Origin of the sequence: Rhodopila globiformis, from assembly GCF_002937115.1 — a bacterium.
Taxonomy (GTDB): Bacteria; Pseudomonadota; Alphaproteobacteria; order Acetobacterales; family Acetobacteraceae; genus Rhodopila; species Rhodopila globiformis.
Map to the genome: position 1 here is coordinate 85,019 of NZ_NHRY01000139.1, position 21,099 is coordinate 106,117.

Consider the following 21,099-nt stretch of genomic DNA (forward strand, 5'->3'; position numbering starts at 1 on the left):
ACCTGCTGCGGGCGATATCACTGGCCGCGCTCCGGGCGGAAGCGGCGGCGGTAGTCGGGATCATACAGGGCGCTTTCGCGGAAAGCGTCGGCCTCCAACGCACGCCCGACCAGCACCAGCGCGGTACGCTCGATCGGTGCCGCGGCAAGCTGGGCGGCTATGGAGGACAGCGTGCCGCGCACCACGCGCTGGTCGGACCAGCTTGCCCGTTCCACCACCGCCACCGGACAGTCCGCGCCATACAGTGGCGTCAGTTCGGCGACGATGCGGTCCAGCGCGTGGATCGCCAGGTGGATCGCCAGCGTCGCGCCGGTGGCGCCGAACGCCGACAGAGTCTCCGTTGGCGGCATTGCCGAGGCGCGGCCGGAGACGCGGGTCAGCACCAGGCTCTGCGCCACCTCCGGCACCGTCAGCTCCTGCCCGAGCACCGCGGCGGCGGCGGCGAAGGCGGGGACGCCGGGGGTCAGCGTATACGGAATGCCAAGCCGCCGCAGCCGCCGGACCTGCTCGGCCACCGCGCTGTACACCGACAGGTCGCCGGAGTGCAGCCGCGCGACGTCCTCGCCCGCTTCATGCGCCTTGACGTATTCCGCCTCGATCTCATCCAGCGACAGCGGCGCGGTGTTGACGATGCGGGCGCCGGGCGGGCAGTGCGACAACAGGTCCTCCGGCACGATCGAGCCGGCGATCAGGCACACCGGGCAGCGCGCCAGCAAATCCCGCCCGCGCAGGGTGATCAGGTCCGCGGCGCCCGGGCCGGCGCCGATGAAATGCACGGTCATCACTCGTCTCCAGACAGAAGGCCGATCACCGCGTTGCGGCGGGGGCGCCAGAGGTCGCGGCGCAGGGCTTCGCGCAGCCGCGCCTGCATTGCCGCGCGGGCCTGCGGATTCGCGGCGCGCAGGAAGTCATCCACCTCGGGGTTGCCCAGCGTGGCGTCGAACAGCAGGTCGAACGGGCGGTCCAGCCGCTGTGGCAGGGTGGCGGCGAAGGCGAACAGCCCGTCGACGGCGCGGGCGATCTCGGCGCCGCCGCGGTAGCCGTGCCGCATCATGCCGGCGATCCAGGCCGGATTGGCGGCGCGGCCGCGGGTCACCAGCGCGACTTCCTCGATCAGCGTGCGAGTGTGGGGAGCCTCGGGCTGCGAGGTGTCCAGGTGGTACAGCGCCGGAAGCTGCCCCAGCGCGTCCGCCGCCGCCGCGAAGCCGCCCTCGTGCGCGGCATGTTCGCCGCCGTCCAGCAGGTCGGTCTCGCGATGGTCCTGGGGGTGAACGAAGGCATCCGCGGCGGCGACGCGCGCTGAAAAATCGGCGCCGCAGTCCAGCCCGCTGCCGTAGGCATGGGCCGAGCCGGCCAGGTAAGCGGCGCCAAGCGCGGCGCGGTCGCGCCAGGTGCCGGCGGCCAGCGCCGCGTCCACGCCGGCGCCGTAGTCGCCGGGCGCGCTGCCGTAGATCCGGGCGGTGGCGCGGCGAAACGCCTCGGCGTCCAGGCCGCGTGCCGTGGCGGCCAGGCGGTTCCAGTCCGGCGCCTCGTCGCGTTCCGCCACCAGGCGGACGGCGGAGTCGAACAGCAGGATTTGCTGCTCGAACATGTCGCGGAACAGGCCGGAGATGCGCAGCGTCACGTCCACCCGGGGGCGGTCGAGCACCGCCAGCGGCAGCACGGTGACGCCGGTGACGCGGGCCGATGAATCGTCCCATGTCGGCCGCACGCCCAGCAGCACCAGGGCGAGGGCAAGATCCTCGCCGCCGGTGCGCAGGCTTGCGCTGCCCCACAGGTCCAGCACCAGCGACCGCGGCCAGTCGCCATGGTCCTGCAGGTGCCGGCGCAGCAGGTCGTCGGCCGCCCGCTCGGCCAGCGCGACGGCGGAGCGGGTCGGGATGGTGCGCGGATCGACGGTGAACAGGTTGCGCCCGGTCGGCAGCACGTCGGCCCGCCCGCGCGTCGGCGCGCCGGCCGGGCCGGGGGCGACCCAGCGGCCGTCGAGCGCGGCGCACAGGGCGGCGGCTTCGGAAGGAGCGCAGCGGTCGAGGGCAGCTTCGATCCGGGCGAACGTCGGGTTGGCGTCGTGGCGGTGCGCATCGGCAGGCGGCAGGAGCGCCCCCTCGGCCCTCTCCGCCCCATCGTCATGGCCGGGCGTGTCCTGGCCATCCACCGCCCGCCGCTGAAGCGCAGATGACCGGGACACGCCCGGCCATGACGATGGGGCTGGGGCTCGCCGCCCGACGTCCCCGCACGCCCGGCGCAGCGCCGCCACCAGCGCCGCGCGGCTGTCCGCACCCGGCGCCTGCCCGAACACATGCAGCCCGTCGCGGATCTGCAGTTCCTTCACGTCGCACAGGTAGGCATCCAGCCGCGCCAGCGCCTCGTCCTCCGGCGCATCCGGCGCCACACCGCTCTCCGCCAGCAGGCCCAGCGACGCGGCACGGTCCAGCACCTCCCGCCGCAACAGCGTGGCGCGGCGGCGGTCCAGGCCATCGGCGACGGCGTATTCGTCGATCAGCCGCTCCAGTTCGATGGCGCCGCCATGGCTGCCGGCGCGCTTCAGCGGCGGGGTCAGGTGGCCGATGGTGACGGCGCCCAGCCGGCGCTTGGCCGCGGCGGCCTCGCCGGGGTTGTTGACGATGAACGGATAGACCACCGGCAGCCCGCGGCACAGCGCCGCCGGCGTGCAGGCCTCCGACAGCGCCACCGCCTTGCCCGGCAGCCACTCCAGCGTGCCGTGGGTGCCGAGATGCAGCAGCGCATGCGCGTCAAGCCGCATCCGCAGCCACAGGTAGAACGCGACATAGGCATGCCGCGGCGGCTGGACCGGATCGTGATAGGTCGCGCGGCGCTCCTCGGCGCGGCCGCGTTCGGGCTGCACCGCCAGCACGAAGCCGCCCCGGCGCACGTGGCGGAGCACGAACTGTCCGTCCTGCACCGCCGCATCGGCTTCCGGCTCGCCCCAGCACGCCAGGATGTCCTGCCGCAGCGCCGCCGGCAGGGTGGTGAAGACATCCCGGTAGTCCGCGACGGTCAGCAAAGGGGCCGGTGGCGCCTCGGTCAGCATCCGGGTCAGCGCGGCCGCGCCGGGCGAGGCACCGCCGGTGTCGTAGCCCTGTCCGGCCAGCAGCGACAGGATGGCATCGAGGCTGGCGAAGCTGTCCAGGCCGACGGCGTGCCCGACCTGTCCGCCCTCGCCGGCGGCACCGGGGTAATCCGACAGCACCACCGCCACCCGCCGCCCACCGCGCGGCGTCGCCGCCAGCCGCGCCCAGCCCAGCGCCCGGTCCGCCGCCAGGGCAACGCCTGCCTCATCGGCGCAATGCCGGGTGCGGGCGAATTCCAGCATCGGCTCCGGCGCCGCCTGCTGCTTGAACGCGATCGCCGTCGTCAGCAGCCGCCCGTCCAGTTCCGGCAGCACCACCTGCATGGCCAGGTCCGCCTGAGACAGGCCGCGGCTGGACTCCGCCCAGGCCTCGCGCGCCGCGCCCGACAGCAGCACCTGCAGCACCGGCACGCCGGCGGCATCCAGCGGCGAGCCGGCATCGCCCTGCGCCGCGCTGAAAGCGGTCGCGTTCAGCACCACTGCCGGCGCCCAGTCCCGCAGCCGCGCCGCGACGAACGCGCCCACGTCCGGGTCCTTGAGGCTGGATACATACACCGCCCGCACGCCGAATCCGCGATCGGCCAGGGCGGCGGCCAGCGTCTCCACCGGCGCGATGTCGCCGGCCAGCAGATGCGCGCGGTAGAACACGATCACCGCCAGCCCGGCCTCGCCCGTCGCCGGCACCGGCAGGGCATGCTCGCCGGCATCGGGCACCGGCACGGGCGGCGCGGGGCAGGGGGCATCCAGCCCGCCCAGCCGCGCCGCCAGCCGCAGCGCCTGCGCCAGGTTGTCCGGGCCGCCGTGCCGCAGATAGGCATCCATCTGCCGCAGCGCCGCCTCCGGCACCGTGGACAGCGCCGCCAGCCGCGGGTCGTCGCGCGCGTCGCCCGGTACGATCGCCAGCGCGATGCCCAGGCGCCGGCAGTGCGCCGCCACTTCCTCGGCACCGTAGGTCCAGTAGTCCAGCCCGCCGAGCAGGCGGACGAGCACACAGCGTGCCCGCGCCACCACCTGCTCGACATACAGGTCCACCGACATCGGATGCCGCAGCCGCCCGAGGCTGGCCAGCCGCAGCGACGGCCGCCCGTCGCCCAGCGCCTCCCACACCGCGGCGGCGGCGGCCAGGTCGCTGTCGGCGAACGACAGCAGCACGATATCGGCCGGAGTCTGGCCGAGATCCTCCGCGCGCTGCTCGTCGTCGAGCGTCCGGCCGTCCTGGACCAGAAGATGCATCGATCAGGCTGCCCCAGGGGCGGCAATGGCGTTGGCGATGGCGGCGCGGTCCAGGCCGCGCTGGCCGATGACCACCAGCCGCCCCTCACGCGCCGCGTCCCACGGCCGGTCGAAGGCGTGCTGCAGGCGGGTGCCGACGCCCTGCACCGCGAGGCGCATCGGCTTGCCGCTGACCACGGCGAATCCCTTCACTCGCAGGATATCGTGCGCGGCGCACACCGCTTGCAGCCGCTGCACAAGGTCCTCCGGCGCCGCCACTTCCGGCAGGGGGACGACGAAGCTCTCGAAATCGTCGTGCTCGTGCGCGCCGTTCATGGCGTCGTGGTGCGAGGGCCGGGACGCCAGGTCATCCTCGGCCGCCGCGCCCAGCCCCAGCAGCACCGCCGGATCGAGCCGCCCGTGCCGCGCCGGCACCAGCTTCACCGCGCGGGCCAGCGCGCCGCCGATGTCGTGCCGCAGCCGCGCCAGCGTCGCCGGGTCCAGCAGGTCCGCCTTGTTCAGCACGACCATGTCGGCCGCCTGCAACTGGTCCTGGTAAACCTCGGCCAGGGGGTTGTCGTGATCGACCGACGGGTCCTCGGCCCGCTGCCGCTCCACCGCCTCGGGGTCGTCGGCGAACCGCCCGGCCGCCACCGCCGGGCCGTCCACCACCGCCAGCACGCCGTCGACCGTGACGCGGGCGCGCACCGCCGGCCAGCCGAATGCCTTCAGCAGCGGCTTGGGCAAAGCGAGGCCGGAGGTCTCGATGACGATGTGCTCCGGCGGGTCCGCGCGGTTGATCAGGGCTTCGATGGTGGGAAGGAAATCGTCGGCCACGGTGCAGCACAGGCAGCCGTTGGCCAGTTCGACGATGTCCTCGTCGCGGCAGCCCGGGACGCCGCAGTTGCGCAAAATGTCGCCGTCGATGCCGAGTTCGCCGAACTCGTTGACGATGACGGCGATGCGCCGGCCGCCGGCGTTCTCCAGCAAATGGCGGACCAGCGTGGTCTTGCCGGCGCCGAGGAAGCCGGTGACGATGGTGGCGGGAATGCGGGCGGCGCCGCGGTTGGTCAGGCTCATGCGAGTGTCTCCAGGGCAGGCACGCGGGCCAGGATGGCGTTGCGCAGCGAGGCGGGACGGCGGGACGGCAGCACCGCCCCCGAGCGGGACGCCACATAGGCGGCGCCGTAGTCGATCAGGTCGCCGGCCTGCGCGGGCGTGAGGTCCGCGAGCAGGTAGGTCCACTTGCCCGGCATGGCGATGGCGGCGGTGCAGCCGCGCGCGCAGTTGGCGAGGCAGGCGACGCCGGAGAGGGAGAGCGGCGCGTCGCCGGCGGCCAGCCTGCTTTCCAGTTCGGCGTGCAGCACCGTACCGGGTGGGGTTTCGTCCGCGGCCAGGTCGCGCCCGGCGCGGCAGGTGGTGCAGACAATCAGCCGCGCCCGGGTCATGCGGGCGCTCCCGGGTTGGAAGGCCCGTTCAGGCGGCGTGTGGCGGGAGGCGGCACGCGCGGGACGGGCGGTGGTGCGCAACGGGCGCCGCCGTTGCGGTTTCGCTGACCGGTTTTCAACACGGAGAAGACGGAGGTCACACGGAGTTCCACGGAGAAGAATGGTATTGCGCTTCGCGCGAAGCGCCTGAAGAAGAATGATATTACGCTTTGCGCGAAGCGCCTGAAACCACCGGACGGCGCCATTGGGCCGATCAGGCCGATACCCCCGGAAAGCTCTGTGGAACTCCGTGTAACCTCCGTTAACTCCGTGTTGAAAACGCGGAGCCGGCTACGCCCCAGCCGGTTCCGGCGTGGCACGCCCGCCCCGACACAAGGTGCGACCAGGTCGCCGCCCATGCCTGCCCTGGTGTCTCCCCGCCGCAACCGCCCCTGGCGCCGCCCGCCTCGCCGCTGCCATAACCCTCGCTTTCCACCAAGGAGCCCACCATGGCCGAGCCCGACGACGCCGCCCGCCACCGCGCCAAAATGGAAAAGCGCAAGCAGATGCAGGACACCGAGGCCGCCGCCCGCACCCGCGAGCAGGGCCTGCTGATGGTCCACACCGGCACTGGCAAGGGCAAGTCCACCGCCGCCTGGGGCTTGGCGCTGCGCATGCTGGGGTATGGCAAGCGCGTCGGCGTGGTGCAGTTCATCAAGGGTGCCTGGACCACCGGCGAGCGCGCCGCGCTGGAAAGCTTCGGCCCGCTCGTCACCTGGCACACGCTGGGCGAGGGCTTTACCTGGAACACCCAGGACAAGGCCCGCGACATCGCCACCTGCCGCCGCGCCTGGGAGCAGGCGCTGGCGCTGATGCAGGACCCGGACCTCGCGCTGCTCATCCTCGACGAACTCAACATCGCCCTGCGCTACGACTACCTGCCGCTCGACGAGGTGCTGGACGCGCTGCGTAACCGTCCGCCAGGGCTGCACGTGGTGGTGACCGGCCGCAACGCGAAGCCGGCCCTGGTCGAGGCGGCCGACATGGTCACCGAGATGACGCTGGTGAAGCATCACACCGCCGCGGGGGTGAAGGCGCAGCCGGGGATCGAGTTCTGATCCTCGCCGGGTAACGCCGCCAGCACCAGGATGAACACCACCGGCGGTTCCAGCGCCGCCTGCTCCAGCCGCGCCGCGATGGAATCCAGTGGCGCGGTCACCTGCCGCTGCGCCGGCAGGCTGGCCTGGGAGATCGCAGTCACGTCCACCGCGGTGCCCGCCGGCAGGGCGGCGCGCAGGCGCGACACCAGGCCGGTCAGCGCGCGCAGGCCCATGTAGAACACCAGCGTGGTGCCGCCGGCCAGCAACGCCGCCCAGTCCTCGGCCTGGTCCGGCTCGCCCTCGGCGGTGCGGCCGGTGCACAGCAGAACGGCGGAGGCGCGGTGCCGCTCGGTCAGCGGCACGCCGGCCAGGCTGGCGGCGGCGAGGCCGGCGGTGATGCCGGGGACGAACTCATAGGGGATGCCGTGCGCGGCCAGGAAGCGGGCCTCCTCGGCGGCGCGGCCGAACACCAGCGGGTCGCCGGATTTCAGCCGCACGACGCGGCGGCCCTGCTGCCAGCCCTCCTGCATCAGCGTGTTGATGCGGGCCTGCCGCGCGTCCTGGCCCTCGGCCGAGCCGCAGCGGCGGCCGACATCGACGATCTCGGCGCGCGTCCCGGTGGCGGCCAGCAGCGCATCGGGCACCAGCAGGTCGCGCAGCACCAGGTCCGCCTCGGCGATGCGGCGGAAGGCGCGGCGGGTGAGAAGGTCGGGATCGCCCGGCCCGGCACCGACGATGCTGACCGCGTGCCGGAGGATCGTGGCGTCCATCATGGTTCTCTTGCTCATTTCAGTTGCACCGGGCAGCCGGCGACCAGCAGCCAGGCCTCGGTGGCGGCGGCGGCGGTGCGCTGGCCCAGCCAGCCGGTCAGGTCGCGGAAGCGCCGCAGGGCGGCATCCATCGGCACCGGGCTCCAGCCGATTTCGTCGCCGACGATCACCACGGGGTAGGGCGCGGCGCGCAGGCGGTGAAGCAGCGCACTCCATGCGTCGAGGATGGCGGCGTCCGGCTGGTCGAACCGCGCCGCGGCCCACAGCACGATGCTGTCCAGCAGCACGCCGGCGGGCGGCGGCGACAGCGCGTCCAGTGCGGCGGCGATGTCGGCGGGCGCTTCCAGGGTGCGCCAGCCGGGCGGACGCTCGGTCTGGTGGCGGCGGACCCGCTCTAGCATGTCGGCGTCGTCCGGGTCGGTCTGCCAGGTGGCGATGAACACGACGCCGTCGCCCCAGGCGCGGGCGATGTCCACCGCCCGCGCGCTCTTGCCGCTGCGCACCGGGCCGGTGAGGAAGGTCAGCTCAGCCATGCGGGGGCCTTTCGCGGCGAAGCGGGGCGGCGGCCGCTCCGTCAGGGGCCGCCAATTCGTCATGGCCGGGCGTGTCCCGGCCATCGGCGCTTCGACGGTGGGGAGTGGATGGCCGGGACACGCCCGGCCATGACGGTGAGGAAACGGGCCGCCGCCCATCGGCGAACCGCCGCGGCCGCAGCCCGGCGGCGGCGATCACCGGCGCGTCGTCCAGTACCGCGGCGGCGCCGCCGTGCGCGATCACCCGGCCCTGGTGCAGCACCGCCACCTCATCCGCCCAGTGCCGCGCCAGCAGCAGGTCGTGCGTCGAGAACACCACCGTCATGCCCTGCGCATGCAGCGCGTCGAGGTGATCCAGCAAAATGTCGATCCCCGCCGGGTCCAGCCCGGCCGTCGGCTCGTCCAGCACCAGCATGGCCGGGCGCATCGCCAGCGCCCCGGCGATCGCCGCCCGCTTGCGCTGGCCGTGGCTGAGCATGTGCGGCGGCAGCGCGCCGAGCGCCTCCAGCCCCACCGCCGCCAGCGCCGCCGCCACCCGGCGCGCCACCTCGGCCGGATCCAGCCCGAGGTTCAGCGGCCCGAAGGACACGTCCTGCGCCAGCGTGCCGGCGAACAACTGGTCGTCCGGGTCCTGGAACACCAGCGCCACGGCCTGCCGCAGCGCCGCCAGCCCGCGGCGGCTGTAGTCAATCGGCTGCCCCTGCCAGCGGACCTCGCCGGATGCCGGGCGCAGCGTGCCGTTCAGGTGCAGCAGCAGCGTCGATTTGCCCGAGCCGTTGCCGCCGAGCAGCGCCAGCCGCACGCCCGGCCGCACTGCCAGGCTCGCTCCGGCCAGGGCCTCGCGGCGCTGCCCGGGCGCCCGCGCCGCGGCGGCTTCGGTGCCGGGCCAGGCGTAGCGCAGGCCGATGGCGTCCAGCAGCGTCATGCGCCGATGGCCCGGGCGAGGCCGAACGCCACGCCGCCGAGCAGCATCGGCACGCCGGCGGCCAGCGTCCAGCCGAGGGGGCTGGCGGCGGAATCGGGCGGCAGCACCGGCAGGCGATCGACATAGCCGCGGGCCGCCAGGCCACGCTCCAGCCGCGCGGCGCGATCCAGGCTGCGCAGGAACAGCAGCGCCATCGCCTGCGCGGCGGAGCGCAGCATCAGGCGTTTCGTCGCGAAGCCCAGCCGGTTGTCCAGCGCGCGGACCATGCTGGCGCGTGTCTCATCCAGCACGAACAGGGTGCGGTGCACCAGCATCAGCAGGTCGAGCAGCGCCTCCGGCGTGCCGGCGCGGCGCAGCAGGGCGATCCAGGCCGCGGCGGGCACGGTGCAGGCGAAGCACAGCGTCACCGCCAGCGCCCCGGCGGCGCGCAGGCCGGCCCGCAGCGCGGTCGCCGCACCGGCGGCGCTCAGGCCGATGGTCACGCCGTGGTCGAAGCCCAGCGTCACGCACAGCGCCAGCGCGCTGGTCAGCAGGAAGCCGAGCGGCACCAGCATGGCGCCGAGGAACAACCGCCCCGGCACGCCCGCGCCTGCCACGGCGGCGAGGCCGGCGGCGATGCCGATCAGCGGCCCGGCGGCCAGCGGCGGCGCCAGCAGCACGCAGGCCATCAGCCCGGCGCAGAACAGCGTGACGGGGCCGGCGTGGCGGTGCCAGCGGTTGGTGTTGGCGCAGGACTCAATCGCGCGCAGCATCGTCACGCCCCACCCCGTCCCGTTTTGTCCGCCGCCCGCGCACATAGCCCAGGACATAGCCGACGGCGCCGGCGCCGATGGCCGCCTGCACGCCGAACAGCAGGCTTTCCACCTCGCTGCTCGGCGGCTGCCACAACGGCTTGAACCAGCGGTGGTAGCCGGGGTCGAGTTTCTGGATCATCGCCGTCGCCTGGTCGTCCGAGCCGCCGAACGAGTGGTCTCCGCCCGGCGTGATCAGCGCCAGTGGCAGCGTCGCCAGCGCCACCGCGCCCAGCGCCAGCAGGATGTTCTGCGTCCTCATGACTGCACCGCCTTGGGCCGCACCGGCTTGGCTGGCAGCAGCCCGGCAAGTTGCCCGCCGGCGTGGCTGCGCAGCATGTTCATCACCAGCACCGTCAGCAGCCCCTCGCTGATCGCCAACGGCACCTGGGTGATGGCGAACACGCCGAGGAACTTCACCGCCGCCCCGAGGATGCCGCCGACGGGGTCGGGGAAGGCCAGCGCCAGCTGCAGCGAGGTGACGCAATAGGTAACCAGATCGGACAGCGACGCGGCCAGGAACAGCGTCAGGTTCACCGGCAGGCCGACGGCATTGCCCGCCCGCCAGATCCACCAGGCGGTGAAGCTGCCGGCGATCGCCATGGAGAAGGTGTTGGCGCCCAGCGTGGTCAGCCCGCCATGCGCCAGGAACAGGGCCTGGAACAGCAGCACGACGCAGCCGACGACGCTCATGATCCACGGTCCGAACAGCACGCTGCCGAAGCCGATGCCGGTGGGATGCGAGCAACTGCCGGTCACCGAGGGCAGCTTCAGCGACGACAGCACGAAGGTGAAGCCGCCGCTCGCCCCCAGCAGCAGCCGCGCCTCCCCGTCTTCCCGCAGCCGATCGGCCAGCTTTTTCACGCCGTAGCCGACGAAGGGGGCGGCGACGGCGGTCCATGCGGCGGCGTGGGCGGCGGGCAGGTAGCCTTCCATGATGTGCATGTTGCGGTCCTTGGCTCAGGGACAGGCGGTGGCGCGCAGCCGGGCGACCAGGCGGTCCGCCAGGTCCGGGCGCTGGGCGAGGGGGATGTGCAGATAGCTGGCCAGCAGGCCCTTGTCAGCATGGCCGGCGGGCATGGGTGATGCGCCGGCGCGGGTGCCACAGGCGCGCCAGGCGGGGGCGGGCGGCGCGGCGGCACGGTCCCAGGTGCTGTAGTGGAACTCGTGGCCGCGCAGCGTATCGCCGGCATCGGCCAGCGAGGTGTCGGCCAGGGCGGTGGCCTCGCGGTAGCCCAGCGCGGCCAGGCGCGGGGTCATGCGCGTCTCGCCCGGCACCAGGCCGGCCATCGTGTGGCGTGCGCCGCCGGCATCGACCAGCGCTTCGGTCAACGCCATGAAGCCGCCGCACTCGGCCAGCAGCGGGGCGCCGCGGGCGTGCAGGGCGCGCAGGTCCTGCCACAGGCCGGTGTTGGCGCTGAGCGCGCGCGCATGCAGTTCCGGATAGCCGCCACCGAGCCAGACGCCGGCGGCGCCGGGCGGCAGACGCTCGCCGGCGACCGGGCTGAACCAGGCGAGGCGCGCCCCGGCGGCGGCGAGCAGGTCGAGGTCGTCCTGGTAGTAGAAGGCGAAGGCCGCATCGCGGGCCACCGCCAGCATTGGCCCATCCGTTGGCCCGTCCGCTGGCCCATCCGCTGGCCCGTCCGCTGGCCCGTCCGCTGGCCCATGCGCCGCCGGTGCCGGGGCGGGCAGGGGCGGCGCCGCCGCGGCCAGGCGCAGCAGCGCATCGAGGTCGAAGCGGGCGGCCACCGCCTCGGCCGCGGTGTCCAGCACCGCGTCGGCGGATCCAGCCTCGGCGGCGAGGTGCAGGCCGAGGTGCCGCTCCGGCACCGTCAGCCCGGTTTCGCGCGGCAGCCAGCCAAGGATCGGCAGGCCGGTCGCATCGGTGATCGCCGCGCCGCAACCGCGCGCGTGCCGTTCGGAGCCGGCGAAGTTCAGCGCCACTGCCGCCACCGGGCGGGCCGGATCGAACCGGGCGAAGCCGAGCGCGGTCGCCGCGGCGCTGCGGGCGGAGCCGGATATGTTCAGCACCAGCAGCACCGGCGCCTGCACCAGGGCGGCGATCTCGGCGGCGGAACCGGCGTCGCTGTCGAAGCGGGCGCCGTCGAACAGGCCCATCACGCCCTCGATGATGGCGATGTCGGCGCCGGCGCAGCCGCGGCGGAAGCTGTCGCGCATGGCCTGTTTGCCCAGCATCCAGGTGTCGAGGTTGCGGCACGGGCGGCCCGCGGCGCGGCTGTGCCAGCCGGGGTCGATGTAGTCGGGACCGCACTTGAACGGCTGCACCCGCAGGCCGCGGCGGCGCAGCACGCCGATGAGGCCGGCTGTCAAGAGCGTCTTGCCGACGCCCGAGCCGGTGCCGGCGATCAGCAGGCGGGGGATCATCGGCGCAGCTCCGTCCGCAGCGCCGCCAGCAGGGCCGCGCGCGGCTCCGGCGGGGCGGCGCGCAGGCGGATCCAGCCGGGCAGGCCGAACGAGGTACAGTCGCGCACCCGCAGCCCGTGCCGGCGCAGGGCGGCGGCGACCGTGGTGGCCTCGCCCACCTCGGCCATCAGGAAGCTGGCCTGGCTTTCGCGCACGGCGCAGCCCAGGTTGGCCAGGCCGGTGGCGAGGGCGCGGCGCCAGTCCGTCAGCACCGGCCGGGCGGCCTCCAGCCAGTCCAGCGCCGGCGCGCCGATGGTGGCTTGCAGGAACGCCACGCCGTCCGGACCCACCGGCCAGGAAGCGGCGCATTCGTGCAGTTCCGGCCAGGGATACGGCGTGACGGCGTAGCCGGCGCGCAGGCCGGTGAGGCCGAATGCCTTGTTGGGTGCATACAGCCGCACGGCGCGGGAAGCGGCGGCCTCGATGGCGTCCAGCATCGGGCGCGGACAGAGCGGCGCATAGGCCAGGTCCGCCACCAGAGGCCCGTGGGACGCCGCCTCGACGAGGAAGCCGAGGTCGCAACATTCGCCGTCCGGGTTGTTCGGCCAGCAGAGGAAGCCGAGTCCCCGGTGGTCCTGCGGATGGGTGGAACACTGCTCCCGCTGGTGCTGCAGAAAGTTCGCCGGGGAGGTGACCGCGCGCACCGTCCGCCCCTCGATCCGGGCGCAGCGGGCATATTCCGAGAACGTCGGCCGCAATACCAGCACCGGGCCGGGACAGGCGCGCACCAGGCGCAGGATCAGCTCGCTGACCCCGGTACCGACGACGATGCAGGCCGGGTCGGTGGCATGATGCGCCGCCAGCGCCTGCCGCAGCGCAACGTAGTGCGGATCGGGGTAGCGCGTGAGGTCCGCCGCCCACACCGCCTCCAGCACCGCGGGGCAGGCGCCGAGGGGATTGGCGTTGGTGGAGAAATCCCAGCGCGGCTCGGGCCCGGAATCGGTGCCGCCATGCTGCGGCAGCAGCGGGAAGGTGTGGTCAGCCATGCGCCAGTTCCAGTCCCGCCGGCAGCAGGGCCAATGGCAGCGCCAATGCCAGCCCGGCCAGGCGCGCCCGTGCCAGCGCCTGGCGCACCTGTGCCGGCGCCGGCGCCGGCGCCGTGGGATTCAGCAGATAGACGCCCGGCTTGCCGAGCCGCACGCCCAGGGCCAGCGCCAGGGCCGCCATCGGCCAGCCGGAATTCGGCGAGCTGGTCCGCCGCGCCTCCCGCATCAGTTCCGCCAGCCGTTCCGGCCGCGGCAGCCCGAGCAGGGCCAGGGCGGTCAGCCGGGCCGGGATCAGGTTCAGCACGTCGTCAGCGCGCGCGGCCCACTTGCCGGCCCATTCCCAGCGGCCGCGATAGCCCCACATCGCATCGGCGGTGTTGGCGAAGCGGTACAGCGCGGCGCCGGGCAGCCCGAGCAGGGCGTACCAGAACAGCGGCGCCACCAGGGAGTCGGACAGGTTCTCGGACAGCGACTCCAGCGCCGACTCCCGGACCTGGTCCGCCGAAAGCGCCGAGGTGTCGCGGCTGACGATGCGCGCCAGGCGGGCGCGGCCGGCGTCCAGCCCTTCGGCGAGCGCGTCCTCCACGCCGCTCACTTCATCCAGCAGCAGGCGGAGGGAAAGCAGCGGCTTCAGCAGGATCGCGCCCAGCGGCACCGCCAGCCAGCCGGGCACCTGCCGCAGCGCCCAGGCCGCCGCCAGCGCCGGCACGACGACCAGGGCCGCGCCGCCGCACCAAGCCAGAGCGCCGGCGATAAACGCTGCCTGCGGCGGCAGGTCCGGCAGGGTGCGGCCGGCGCGGCCGAGGTAGGTGCCCATCCACACCACCGGATGCCAGCGGGCCGGCGGCTCGCCGAACAGGTGGTCGAGCAGCAGGGCGAGCAGGATGGTCATGCCGCCTCCGCCCTGCGCGCCACCGCGAGCGTATGATGATGCCCGCCGGGCAGCCTGGCCTTTTGCCGCGGCAGCAGCAGCGTGCCGGCGTTGGCCGTTGCCAGCGCCGCCGCCTCGGCGATACCGGGCAAGCCGTGGCGTGCCTGAACATAAGTCGAGCGCGTCGGCCCGGGATGCGCCGCCAGGGTCGCGTCATCGCAGGCGACGAATCCCGCGCCGAGCCCCTGCGCCCAGGCCTGCAAGGCCGGTTCCGCGGCCCGCCGCGCCGTGGTGGCGACGACCGCCACCGCCTGCGGCGCCAGTCCCGCGGCCCGCAGTATCGCCTCGGCCGAGGCGGCGAAGGCATCAGGCGGGATGCCGCCGGTGCAGCCGGCGCCGACGCACAGCACCCGCGGCCACAGCGGAACCACCGGCACCGGCGCGGACAGGGCGCGCCAGGTCAGCGTGACCAGGACGTCGAACCGGGTGAAATCAATGTCGTCCAGCCGGGTGAACGCCACCCCGCCCAGGCGGTGCGCCAGGCCCGGGGCATCGACGCCGGCAAGCTCCACCAGCAGCGCCGCGGGGCGCCTGGCGAGCGCGTGCAGCACCGCGGCATCGTGCTGCGGCGAAAGCGGCCAGGCAACCGGCGGCATGACCGCGGCGAGCGGCATGCGGAACTCCTCAGCAGTCGGCAGTGTCGGACTGCCGCACATCGACACGGCGATTGCTGCCTACGGGACTCGCTCCCGCTGCGTCCGGTCCGTCCCGCCCGGGCGCGCGCGCGCACTCTCGACGCCGGCCGGTCTCCTGGCTGACGGGTCGTCGCCTTGCCCGGCCTTCTCGTCCGAACGGACAATGGCCACCTCGGGCAGGCTCACCGCCTACAGTTGCGGGTGCAGCCGCGGTTCGGGCCGAGGGGGCCTGCCGCGCGTTCCCGTTTGAGCCCTTGCGGGCACCGGCATCTGGCCGGACCTTATCGCCGCGTTCATCATTCTGCAAAGAGTTTAGCGTTACGGCCGGCGCCCGCCCGTGCTTAATGCGGCCGTGACGACACAGCCTGCCGCCCCTGACGTGCTGGTGATCGGCGGCGGCGTGGCCGCGCTGTGCGCCGCGATCGCGGCCCGGCGGGCCGGGGCGTCGGTGCGACTGGCCGAACTGGCGCCGCCGGCGTTGCGCGGCGGCAACACCCGGCATTCACGCAACCTCCGCATCATGCACGACGCGCCGACGCCGTTCTCGCCGGAATGCTACGGCGCCGAGGAATACCTGGCCGAGTTGCGGCGCGCGGCCGAGGGACACGGCGATCCGCTGCTCAGCCGGATGCTGGTGGAGCACTCGGCCGCCATCGTGCCGTGGCTGGCCGCGCAGGGCGTGGTGTTCCAGCGGGCCGGCGACGGGCTGCTGCCGTTCTCGCGGCGCACCTGTTTCTTCTGGGGCGGCGGCAAGGCCGCGGTGAATGCGCTGTATGCGACGGCCGGACGGCTTGGCGTCGCCATCGGCTACGACAGCGGCGCGCGCGGGCTGGCGGTGGCCGACGGGCGGGTGCGGACGGTCGACCTGATGACGCCCTCCGGCCCCGAAACCCTGTGCCCGCGCGCCGTCGTCGTCGGCTGCGGCGGTGCCCAGGCCCATCGGCCGGGGCTGCGCGCGTGGTGGGGCGAGGCGGCGGACCGCTTCCTGATCCGTGGCACGCCCTATGCCGACGGCGCCATCCTGCGCGACCTGATTGCGCAAGGCGCGGCGACGGCGGGGGAGCCGGGCGCCTGCCACCTGGTGGCGGTCGACGCCCGCTCGCCGGAGGTGGACGGCGGCATCGTCACCCGGGTGCGGGGCATCCCGGCCGGCATCGTCGTGGACCAGGCCGGGCGGCGCTTCCATGACGAGGGCGGCGACACCGGGCCGACTCGCTACGCCGTCTGGGGCCGAAAGGTGGCGGAGCAGCCGGGGCAGGCCGCCTGGCTGATTCTGGACGCGGCGGCCGAGCAGCGCGTGCCGCCACCGGCCTTCCCGCCGCTGCGGGCCGCAACGGCGGCGGACCTGGCGGCGCTGGCCGGGCTGGACCCGGCAGCGCTGGTGGCGACCCTCGGCGCCTACAACGCCGCCGTGCGGGACGGGCGCACCGTCGGCCTGGCGCCGGACAAGTCGCGCTACGCCCGGGCGCTGACCGAGCCGCCGTTCGCCGCGGTGCCGATCGGGCCGGGGATTACGTTCACCTGTTTTGGGGTGAAGGTTGATGCGCAGGCGCGCGTGGTGTTGAAGGACGGCGGATCGATTGCGAACCTGTATGCCGCGGGGATGATCATGGCGCAGAGCATTCTTGGCACCGGCTACCTGGCCGGCGCCGCCGTCGTCATCGGCGCCGTGTTCGGCCGCATCGCCGGGCAGGAGGCCGCGCGCCATGCCGCAGGCTGAGCCCGGGCTGCTGATCCTCGGCGGCACCACCGAGGGCTATGCGTTGGCCGCGGCCCTGGTCGGTGCGGCCGGGCTGCGGGTGGTCAGCTCGCTGGCCGGCCGCACGGCGAATCCGCGCCTACCCGCCGGCGCGTGCCGCATCGGCGGGTTCGGCGGGCCGGAGGGGCTGGCGGCCTACCTGCGCGAGTCGCGCATCGCCGCGGTGGTCGATGCCACGCACCCTTTCGCCAGCCAGATGGGCTGGAACGCCGCCGCCGCCTGCGCCGCCACCGGGACGAGCCTGCTGCGGCTGGAACGCCCGGCCTGGCAGCCGGGGCCGGGCGACCATTGGCACGTGGTAGCCGACTGGACGGAGGCCGCCGAAATCGTCGGCCGCATCGCGCGGCATGCGTTGCTGGCGCTCGGGCGGCAGGAGATCGGCGCCTTCGCGCCGCTGGACCATGTCCGCTTCCTGATCCGCATGGTGGACCCGCCCGACCCGATGCCGCGGTTCGCGCAGGCCGAGCTGCTGCTGGCGCGCGGACCGTTCACGGAAGACGCGGAGTACGCGCTGCTGCGGGACCGGCGGATTGACACGATCGTCTGCAAGAACAGCGGCGGCAGCGCCACCGACGGCAAGCTGGCGGCGGCGCGGCGGCTGGGCATCCCGGTGGTGATGCGCCGCCGTCCGGCGCGGCCGGACACGCCGCACGCCGCCACGGTGGCGGAGGCGGTCGCCTGGGTGCGGGGCGCCCTCGGGAGCATCGCCGCATGACCCGCGCGCTGATGCTGCAGGGCACCGGCTCGGACGTGGGCAAGTCGCTGCTGGTGGCCGGGCTGGCGCGGGCGCTGGTGCGGCGCGGCCTGCGGGTGCGGCCGTTCAAGCCGCAGAACATGTCCAACAACGCCGCCGTCACCGCCGACGGCGGGGAGATCGGTCGGGCCCAGGCGCTGCAGGCGCGCGCCGCGCGGGTGCCGCCGTCCGTCCACATGAACCCGGTGCTGCTGAAGCCGCAGAGCATGATTGGCTCGCAGATCGTGGTGCAGGGGCAGGTCGTCGGCCAGGCCTCGGCGGCGGCGTATCAGAGCTGGAAGCCGCGGCTGATGGCGGCGGTGCTGGACAGTTACGCGCGGCTGCGGGCCGAGGCCGACATCGTGCTGGTGGAAGGCGCCGGCAGCGCGTCGGAGATCAACCTGCGCGCCAACGACATCGCCAACATGGGCTTCGCGCGCGCTGCCGGCGTGCCGGTGGCGCTGATTGGCGACATCGACCGCGGCGGCGTCATCGCCAGCCTGGTCGGCACGGCGGCGGTGCTCGATCCGGACGACGCGGCGATGATCGCCGGCTTCATCGTCAACCGCTTCCGCGGCGATCCGGCGCTGTTCGCCGACGGGATGCGGTTCATCGCGCAGCGCACCGGCTGGGCGCCGCTCGGCCTGGTGCCGTTCCTGCCGGACGCGGCGCGGCTGCCGGCCGAGGATGCGCTGGCGCTGGCACAGGCGCCGCCGCGCCGCCCGGAGGCGAAGCTACGCGTTGCCGTGCCGGTGCTGCCGCGGATCGCCAATTTCGACGACCTCGACCCGCTGGCGGCGGAGCCGGCGGTCGAATTGGTGCGGGTCGAGCCGGGCGGCGTACTGCCGGGGGATGCCGGGCTGGTCATCCTGCCGGGGTCGAAATCCACCATCGCGGACCTGGCGGTGCTGCGGGAGGCGGGGTTCGACATCGACATTGCCGCGCATGTGCGGCGGGGCGGGGCGGTGCTGGGGCTGTGCGGCGGCTACCAGATGCTGGGCGCGCGCATCGCCGATCCGGACGGGGTGGAGGGACCGGCGGGCAGCGTGACGGGGCTGGGACTGCTGCAGGTGGAAACGGTGCTGTCCGGCGCCAAGCGGCTGGAGCCGGTCCGCGGCACGACCAGCGACGGGGTCGCCTTCAGCGGCTACGAGATGCACATGGGCGTCACCGAGGGACCCGACCGGGGCCGTCCGTTCGCGCGCCTGGACGGCGGGCTGGCCGAGGGGGCGATGGCGGCGAACGGCCGCGTGTTCGGGACCTATGTGCACGGGCTGTTCGCCGACGACCGGCAGCGTGGCGCATGGCTGGCGCGGTTCGCCGCCGGGGCGCCGGCACTGGAATACGAGGCGTCGGTCGAGGCGGCACTGGATGCGCTGGCGCGGCATGTCGCGGCGCATATCGATCTCGATCGGCTGCTCAACCTGATGCGGTGAAGCGCGGGCGGCCTGGGGAACGAAAAGATCGGCGTTCAGGCCCGTTACCGCACCGTCATGGCCGGGCGTGTCCCGGCCATTTGCGCTTCGACGGTGGGGGGTGGATGGCCGGGACACGCCCGGCCATGACGGTGGTGCACCGACCGTGCCTCATTCCGGCGGCCCGCCGCCCCGGCGGCGGCGTTGCGGCGCGGATCAGGCCGCGAGGGACTCCGCCGGCGGCATCAAGGCGTAGCCGGCGTCCGGCTCATCGTCTTCGTCGTCGCCCAGCGCGAGCGCCTCGGCGACGGCTGCCGCGATGCGACGTTGATCGTCGGGGCCAGGGTCGGCATTGCGACAGTCGAAGAACACCCGCGTGACACGGCGCGGCTCGATCAGTGTTTCGATCATCGGCATGGCCAACCCTTTCCGCTCAATGGACGGCGATGAAACTCAGGCCCATTTCCGACGCCATCTCGGCGACCTCGTCGATATCGTCGGCCGTCGCGACGGGCAGGCCGTCGGCGCCATACAGCACGAAAAGGAATTCGCCGTCGTGCTGGCGGCCCTTGAGATAGGCGACCCGGTGCGCGCCCAGTTGCAGCAACTGCTCGGCGGTCATCTGGCGCAGCGCGGCAACCCGGTCATCGGCGGTGTCGAAGCGCTCGGTGGATAGGTCGGTTGACTGCATGTCCATGGCGTCTGTCCCTTCTGCTGTTGCCGCGTGTCAGGATCGTTGGTTGCTTTGCCCGCCGGGCCGGGCGACCAGGTGGGCGCGGGCGTTCATGCGGGCCTCGCCGCCGATATGCGGGCCGGGGCGGGCTGGTCATCGGCCATGGCCGCGTAGCGGTTCGCCAGGCGGATCAGCGCGTCGCGCACCTCGGCTGACGCTTCGACCCGGGCCATTGCCAGCAGGTCCGGCGCGATTTCGATGAGTTCGGCTACGGTGACGTGGGACATGGACTGCCTTTAGCGGTTTGATCGGGTGGCTCGCTGTGACCCGGGCAACGTTTTTGGCGGATTGCGGGAGACGGTCCGCGTCTCCGGCGCCGCCTGCTGCCGCAGGCAATCGGTCGTGCGTCTCGGTTCCCGGCCCAGGGGCGCCGTACTGGATCCAGGCGGTCAGTCAGTCGCCGTGGTATCCGTCATCGCGTTGTCCTGTCCTTCCACCAGGTTTTCCAGCACATGGCCGACGGACCGGAAAACCAGCGGCCGACCGAGGAGGGGTTGGACGATGATGGATTCGGTGGTGCGCCAGATCAGCAGGAAGCATGTTTGTTTCGTATTCGTACGGAACGCGATGACTTCTTCGTAGTCCTCGTTGTCGACGTCGTGGTCGAGCCGGATCACCATGCGGACGCCATGCCGATCGGCCCAGTCCCGCATGCGAAGCAGGTCGTGGATCGCGAATGCGAGTCCCTTCGGCGCAGCGGCCGGGCGGCGGGCCATCATGCGCGTGGCTCCGGCGACGCGCAGGCGGGCGCGGGATCGATGGGCGATGCGTGCAGGCCGGGCGCCGGATCGGCTGCGGCACAGGCTGGAGCGGCATTCTGTGGCAAGGCGATGGCGTGCATGGGTCACCGTATTGCTGACAGTTTTTCCTACCCGGGATCCAAATGAAGCGCCGCGGAAGGATGTCTGGCCTCCCGCGGCTCAAGTTTGGAGAGGGAGGAAGCACAGGCTGTATAACTCACGGATTGGTGATTTGAAACGAAAATCACAAATCATCGTGATCACAATTTTGGTGCAATGTAGAAATAATATGCAATTTACATTACGCATCGTTTTTCCGACGATCACGAAACCGGAAATGAACTGGTTTCCATCATCACAAAGTGCGGTTCCGAACGGATATGGGCCAACCGTCGGCGTCATGGCCGCATCGTGCCGGATGGGGCGATTGTCGGGCGAAGGTTAGCGGCTTCGGGCAGCGACACATGGCTGCGACAGCCGCCCAGGATCGCAGAGGCGCGCGCAATGGCTGATGTGCGCGTGATGTCGCTGTGGCTTTGAGCGGATGGAGGTCCGTCCTGGAGTTGAACCAGGCTGATTGGATCTGCAATCCAGTGCGTCGCCGCTCCGCCAACGGACCGTGTTGTGAGGATAGTGCGGCAGCATAAGACGTTTTCCAACTCATATTAGTGTTATTCATCATGAACGCAGATCATGCCGGACGTGTCTGCCGGATTGGGGCAACTGGTACGCACCCGTCGTAACGGAAACGGGAGGGCCGTCCTGGCGCGCGGTGGAGACGGCGCCGCATGCGGAATGGCTCCGGCCGGGAGCGACAAGGCCGGTGACCCGCTGGCGACGGACAGCCCAGGCGATGCCGCCTGTCCTTTGGCTTCGGCGGCTGGCGGCGGTAGT

22 protein-coding genes, 1 tRNA gene and 1 riboswitch are annotated in these 21,099 nt (G+C 73.1%); of the genes, 4 read left to right on the forward strand and 19 right to left on the reverse strand.

The features are described 5' to 3' along the window. Window positions 1–17 precede the first annotated feature (17 nt). The 4 genes from cobM to CCS01_RS13925 are packed head-to-tail and all read right to left on the reverse strand — an operon-like array spanning window position 18 to window position 5,751. Entirely contained in the window at window positions 18–782 is a 765-nt protein-coding gene (cobM, locus tag CCS01_RS13910) for a precorrin-4 C(11)-methyltransferase (RefSeq protein WP_104519410.1), read from the reverse strand. Further along, window positions 782–4,324, reverse strand: coding sequence for a cobaltochelatase subunit CobN (gene cobN, locus CCS01_RS13915; protein ID WP_104519411.1), 3,543 nt, complete (start codon window positions 4,322–4,324; stop codon window positions 782–784). The genes cobM and cobN overlap by 1 nt, the downstream gene beginning before the upstream one ends. 3 nt (window positions 4,325–4,327) lie before the next feature. Continuing rightward, a complete protein-coding gene (gene cobW, locus CCS01_RS13920; protein WP_104519412.1) occupies window positions 4,328–5,383 on the reverse strand; it encodes a cobalamin biosynthesis protein CobW in 1,056 nt (351 codons plus the stop codon). After that, window positions 5,380–5,751 carry a DUF1636 family protein gene (locus tag CCS01_RS13925; RefSeq protein ID WP_104519413.1) on the reverse strand — a complete coding sequence of 124 codons (372 nt, stop codon included), beginning with the start codon at window positions 5,749–5,751 and terminating at the stop codon, window positions 5,380–5,382. The genes cobW and CCS01_RS13925 overlap by 4 nt, the downstream gene beginning before the upstream one ends. Before the next feature lie 488 nt (window positions 5,752–6,239). Between CCS01_RS13925 and cobO the strand changes: the two genes are divergently transcribed. Beyond that, on the forward strand, window positions 6,240–6,848 hold the full coding sequence (gene cobO / locus CCS01_RS13930; RefSeq protein ID WP_104519414.1) for a cob(I)yrinic acid a,c-diamide adenosyltransferase: 609 nt from the start codon (window positions 6,240–6,242) through the stop codon (window positions 6,846–6,848). On the opposite strand, the gene cobA is transcribed toward cobO, so the two are convergent. Genes cobA through CCS01_RS13980 form a run of 10 tightly spaced genes read right to left on the reverse strand, consistent with a single transcriptional unit; the run spans window position 6,803 to window position 14,804 of the window. Beyond that, window positions 6,803–7,618 (reverse strand): uroporphyrinogen-III C-methyltransferase, encoded by an 816-nt coding sequence (cobA, locus tag CCS01_RS13935; RefSeq protein WP_104519415.1) that lies wholly within the window; start codon window positions 7,616–7,618, stop codon window positions 6,803–6,805. The two genes, cobO and cobA, sit on opposite strands and share 46 nt — an antisense overlap. After that, window positions 7,615–8,133 (reverse strand): bifunctional adenosylcobinamide kinase/adenosylcobinamide-phosphate guanylyltransferase, encoded by a 519-nt coding sequence (locus tag CCS01_RS13940; protein ID WP_104519416.1) that lies wholly within the window; start codon window positions 8,131–8,133, stop codon window positions 7,615–7,617. Before CCS01_RS13940 ends, cobA begins: the two co-directional genes overlap by 4 nt. Then, window positions 8,126–9,058 carry an energy-coupling factor ABC transporter ATP-binding protein gene (locus tag CCS01_RS13945; protein ID WP_104519417.1) on the reverse strand — a complete coding sequence of 311 codons (933 nt, stop codon included), beginning with the start codon at window positions 9,056–9,058 and terminating at the stop codon, window positions 8,126–8,128. Before CCS01_RS13945 ends, CCS01_RS13940 begins: the two co-directional genes overlap by 8 nt. After that, on the reverse strand, window positions 9,055–9,810 hold the full coding sequence (locus CCS01_RS13950; RefSeq protein ID WP_158258380.1) for a CbiQ family ECF transporter T component: 756 nt from the start codon (window positions 9,808–9,810) through the stop codon (window positions 9,055–9,057). Before CCS01_RS13950 ends, CCS01_RS13945 begins: the two co-directional genes overlap by 4 nt. Beyond that, entirely contained in the window at window positions 9,794–10,111 is a 318-nt protein-coding gene (locus CCS01_RS13955) for an energy-coupling factor ABC transporter substrate-binding protein (protein ID WP_104519419.1), read from the reverse strand. The genes CCS01_RS13950 and CCS01_RS13955 overlap by 17 nt, the downstream gene beginning before the upstream one ends. Beyond that, complete coding sequence (locus tag CCS01_RS13960) at window positions 10,108–10,794, reverse strand: energy-coupling factor ABC transporter permease (RefSeq protein ID WP_104519420.1); 687 nt, start codon at window positions 10,792–10,794, stop codon at window positions 10,108–10,110. The genes CCS01_RS13955 and CCS01_RS13960 overlap by 4 nt, the downstream gene beginning before the upstream one ends. Window positions 10,795–10,809: 15 nt before the next feature. Further along, on the reverse strand, window positions 10,810–12,234 hold the full coding sequence (locus CCS01_RS13965; protein ID WP_104519421.1) for a cobyrinate a,c-diamide synthase: 1,425 nt from the start codon (window positions 12,232–12,234) through the stop codon (window positions 10,810–10,812). Further along, the gene (locus CCS01_RS13970) at window positions 12,231–13,259 is read right to left on the reverse strand and encodes a pyridoxal phosphate-dependent aminotransferase (RefSeq protein WP_104519422.1); all 1,029 of its coding nucleotides are present in this window, start codon (window positions 13,257–13,259) and stop codon (window positions 12,231–12,233) included. The genes CCS01_RS13965 and CCS01_RS13970 overlap by 4 nt, the downstream gene beginning before the upstream one ends. Next, on the reverse strand, window positions 13,252–14,151 hold the full coding sequence (gene cbiB, locus CCS01_RS13975) for an adenosylcobinamide-phosphate synthase CbiB (protein ID WP_104519423.1): 900 nt from the start codon (window positions 14,149–14,151) through the stop codon (window positions 13,252–13,254). Before cbiB ends, CCS01_RS13970 begins: the two co-directional genes overlap by 8 nt. Beyond that, a complete protein-coding gene (locus CCS01_RS13980; protein WP_158258381.1) occupies window positions 14,148–14,804 on the reverse strand; it encodes a cobalamin biosynthesis protein in 657 nt (218 codons plus the stop codon). The genes cbiB and CCS01_RS13980 overlap by 4 nt, the downstream gene beginning before the upstream one ends. A gap of 109 nt (window positions 14,805–14,913) precedes the next feature. Further along, window positions 14,914–15,108: riboswitch (cobalamin riboswitch) on the reverse strand. 69 nt (window positions 15,109–15,177) lie between these two features. On the opposite strand from CCS01_RS13980, the gene tcuA reads away from it, so the two are divergent. The 3 genes from tcuA to CCS01_RS13995 are packed head-to-tail and all read left to right on the forward strand — an operon-like array spanning window position 15,178 to window position 18,753. Next, window positions 15,178–16,545, forward strand: coding sequence for an FAD-dependent tricarballylate dehydrogenase TcuA (tcuA, locus tag CCS01_RS13985; RefSeq protein WP_104519460.1), 1,368 nt, complete (start codon window positions 15,178–15,180; stop codon window positions 16,543–16,545). Continuing rightward, window positions 16,532–17,299: a cobalt-precorrin-6A reductase gene (locus tag CCS01_RS13990; protein WP_104519425.1), complete on the forward strand. Its 768-nt coding sequence runs from the start codon at window positions 16,532–16,534 to the stop codon at window positions 17,297–17,299. Before tcuA ends, CCS01_RS13990 begins: the two co-directional genes overlap by 14 nt. Next, a complete protein-coding gene (locus CCS01_RS13995; RefSeq protein ID WP_104519426.1) occupies window positions 17,296–18,753 on the forward strand; it encodes a cobyric acid synthase in 1,458 nt (485 codons plus the stop codon). The genes CCS01_RS13990 and CCS01_RS13995 overlap by 4 nt, the downstream gene beginning before the upstream one ends. Window positions 18,754–18,948: 195 nt before the next feature. Here CCS01_RS13995 and CCS01_RS14000 read toward each other — a convergent pair whose 3' ends face one another. The 5 genes from CCS01_RS14000 to CCS01_RS14015 all read right to left on the reverse strand — a co-directional run bounded on the left by CCS01_RS14000 (window position 18,949) and on the right by CCS01_RS14015 (window position 20,824). Continuing rightward, window positions 18,949–19,149: a hypothetical protein gene (locus CCS01_RS14000; RefSeq protein WP_104519427.1), complete on the reverse strand. Its 201-nt coding sequence runs from the start codon at window positions 19,147–19,149 to the stop codon at window positions 18,949–18,951. A 16-nt stretch (window positions 19,150–19,165) separates the two neighbouring features. After that, the gene (locus CCS01_RS14005) at window positions 19,166–19,429 is read right to left on the reverse strand and encodes a hypothetical protein (protein WP_104519428.1); all 264 of its coding nucleotides are present in this window, start codon (window positions 19,427–19,429) and stop codon (window positions 19,166–19,168) included. 86 nt (window positions 19,430–19,515) lie between these two features. Then, the gene (locus CCS01_RS33685) at window positions 19,516–19,692 is read right to left on the reverse strand and encodes a hypothetical protein (RefSeq protein ID WP_158258382.1); all 177 of its coding nucleotides are present in this window, start codon (window positions 19,690–19,692) and stop codon (window positions 19,516–19,518) included. Window positions 19,693–19,854: 162 nt separating this feature from the next. Next, window positions 19,855–20,184 (reverse strand): hypothetical protein, encoded by a 330-nt coding sequence (locus tag CCS01_RS14010; RefSeq protein ID WP_104519429.1) that lies wholly within the window; start codon window positions 20,182–20,184, stop codon window positions 19,855–19,857. 566 nt (window positions 20,185–20,750) lie between these two features. Continuing rightward, a tRNA-Cys gene (locus CCS01_RS14015) sits at window positions 20,751–20,824 on the reverse strand. Window positions 20,825–21,099 lie beyond the last annotated feature (275 nt).

Bases quoted from the DNA above. Each gene is read 5' to 3' on its own strand.
- cobM (WP_104519410.1), bottom strand. From the start codon at position 782: ATGACCGTGCATTTCATCGGCGCCGGCCCGGGCGCCGCGGACCTGATC.
- cobN (WP_104519411.1), bottom strand. From the start codon at position 4,324: ATGCATCTTCTGGTCCAGGACGGCCGGACGCTCGACGACGAGCAGCGC.
- cobW (WP_104519412.1), bottom strand. From the start codon at position 5,383: ATGAGCCTGACCAACCGCGGCGCCGCCCGCATTCCCGCCACCATCGTC.
- CCS01_RS13925 (WP_104519413.1), bottom strand. From the start codon at position 5,751: ATGACCCGGGCGCGGCTGATTGTCTGCACCACCTGCCGCGCCGGGCGC.
- cobO (WP_104519414.1), top strand. From the start codon at position 6,240: ATGGCCGAGCCCGACGACGCCGCCCGCCACCGCGCCAAAATGGAAAAG.
- cobA (WP_104519415.1), bottom strand. From the start codon at position 7,618: ATGAGCAAGAGAACCATGATGGACGCCACGATCCTCCGGCACGCGGTC.
- CCS01_RS13940 (WP_104519416.1), bottom strand. From the start codon at position 8,133: ATGGCTGAGCTGACCTTCCTCACCGGCCCGGTGCGCAGCGGCAAGAGC.
- CCS01_RS13945 (WP_104519417.1), bottom strand. From the start codon at position 9,058: ATGACGCTGCTGGACGCCATCGGCCTGCGCTACGCCTGGCCCGGCACC.
- CCS01_RS13950 (WP_158258380.1), bottom strand. From the start codon at position 9,810: ATGCTGCGCGCGATTGAGTCCTGCGCCAACACCAACCGCTGGCACCGC.
- CCS01_RS13955 (WP_104519419.1), bottom strand. From the start codon at position 10,111: ATGAGGACGCAGAACATCCTGCTGGCGCTGGGCGCGGTGGCGCTGGCG.
- CCS01_RS13960 (WP_104519420.1), bottom strand. From the start codon at position 10,794: ATGCACATCATGGAAGGCTACCTGCCCGCCGCCCACGCCGCCGCATGG.
- CCS01_RS13965 (WP_104519421.1), bottom strand. From the start codon at position 12,234: ATGATCCCCCGCCTGCTGATCGCCGGCACCGGCTCGGGCGTCGGCAAG.
- CCS01_RS13970 (WP_104519422.1), bottom strand. From the start codon at position 13,259: ATGGCTGACCACACCTTCCCGCTGCTGCCGCAGCATGGCGGCACCGAT.
- cbiB (WP_104519423.1), bottom strand. From the start codon at position 14,151: ATGACCATCCTGCTCGCCCTGCTGCTCGACCACCTGTTCGGCGAGCCG.
- CCS01_RS13980 (WP_158258381.1), bottom strand. From the start codon at position 14,804: ATGCCGCTCGCCGCGGTCATGCCGCCGGTTGCCTGGCCGCTTTCGCCG.
- CCS01_RS13990 (WP_104519425.1), top strand. From the start codon at position 16,532: ATGCCGCAGGCTGAGCCCGGGCTGCTGATCCTCGGCGGCACCACCGAG.
- CCS01_RS13995 (WP_104519426.1), top strand. From the start codon at position 17,296: ATGACCCGCGCGCTGATGCTGCAGGGCACCGGCTCGGACGTGGGCAAG.
- CCS01_RS14000 (WP_104519427.1), bottom strand. From the start codon at position 19,149: ATGCCGATGATCGAAACACTGATCGAGCCGCGCCGTGTCACGCGGGTG.
- CCS01_RS14005 (WP_104519428.1), bottom strand. From the start codon at position 19,429: ATGGACATGCAGTCAACCGACCTATCCACCGAGCGCTTCGACACCGCC.
- CCS01_RS33685 (WP_158258382.1), bottom strand. From the start codon at position 19,692: ATGTCCCACGTCACCGTAGCCGAACTCATCGAAATCGCGCCGGACCTG.
- CCS01_RS14010 (WP_104519429.1), bottom strand. From the start codon at position 20,184: ATGATGGCCCGCCGCCCGGCCGCTGCGCCGAAGGGACTCGCATTCGCG.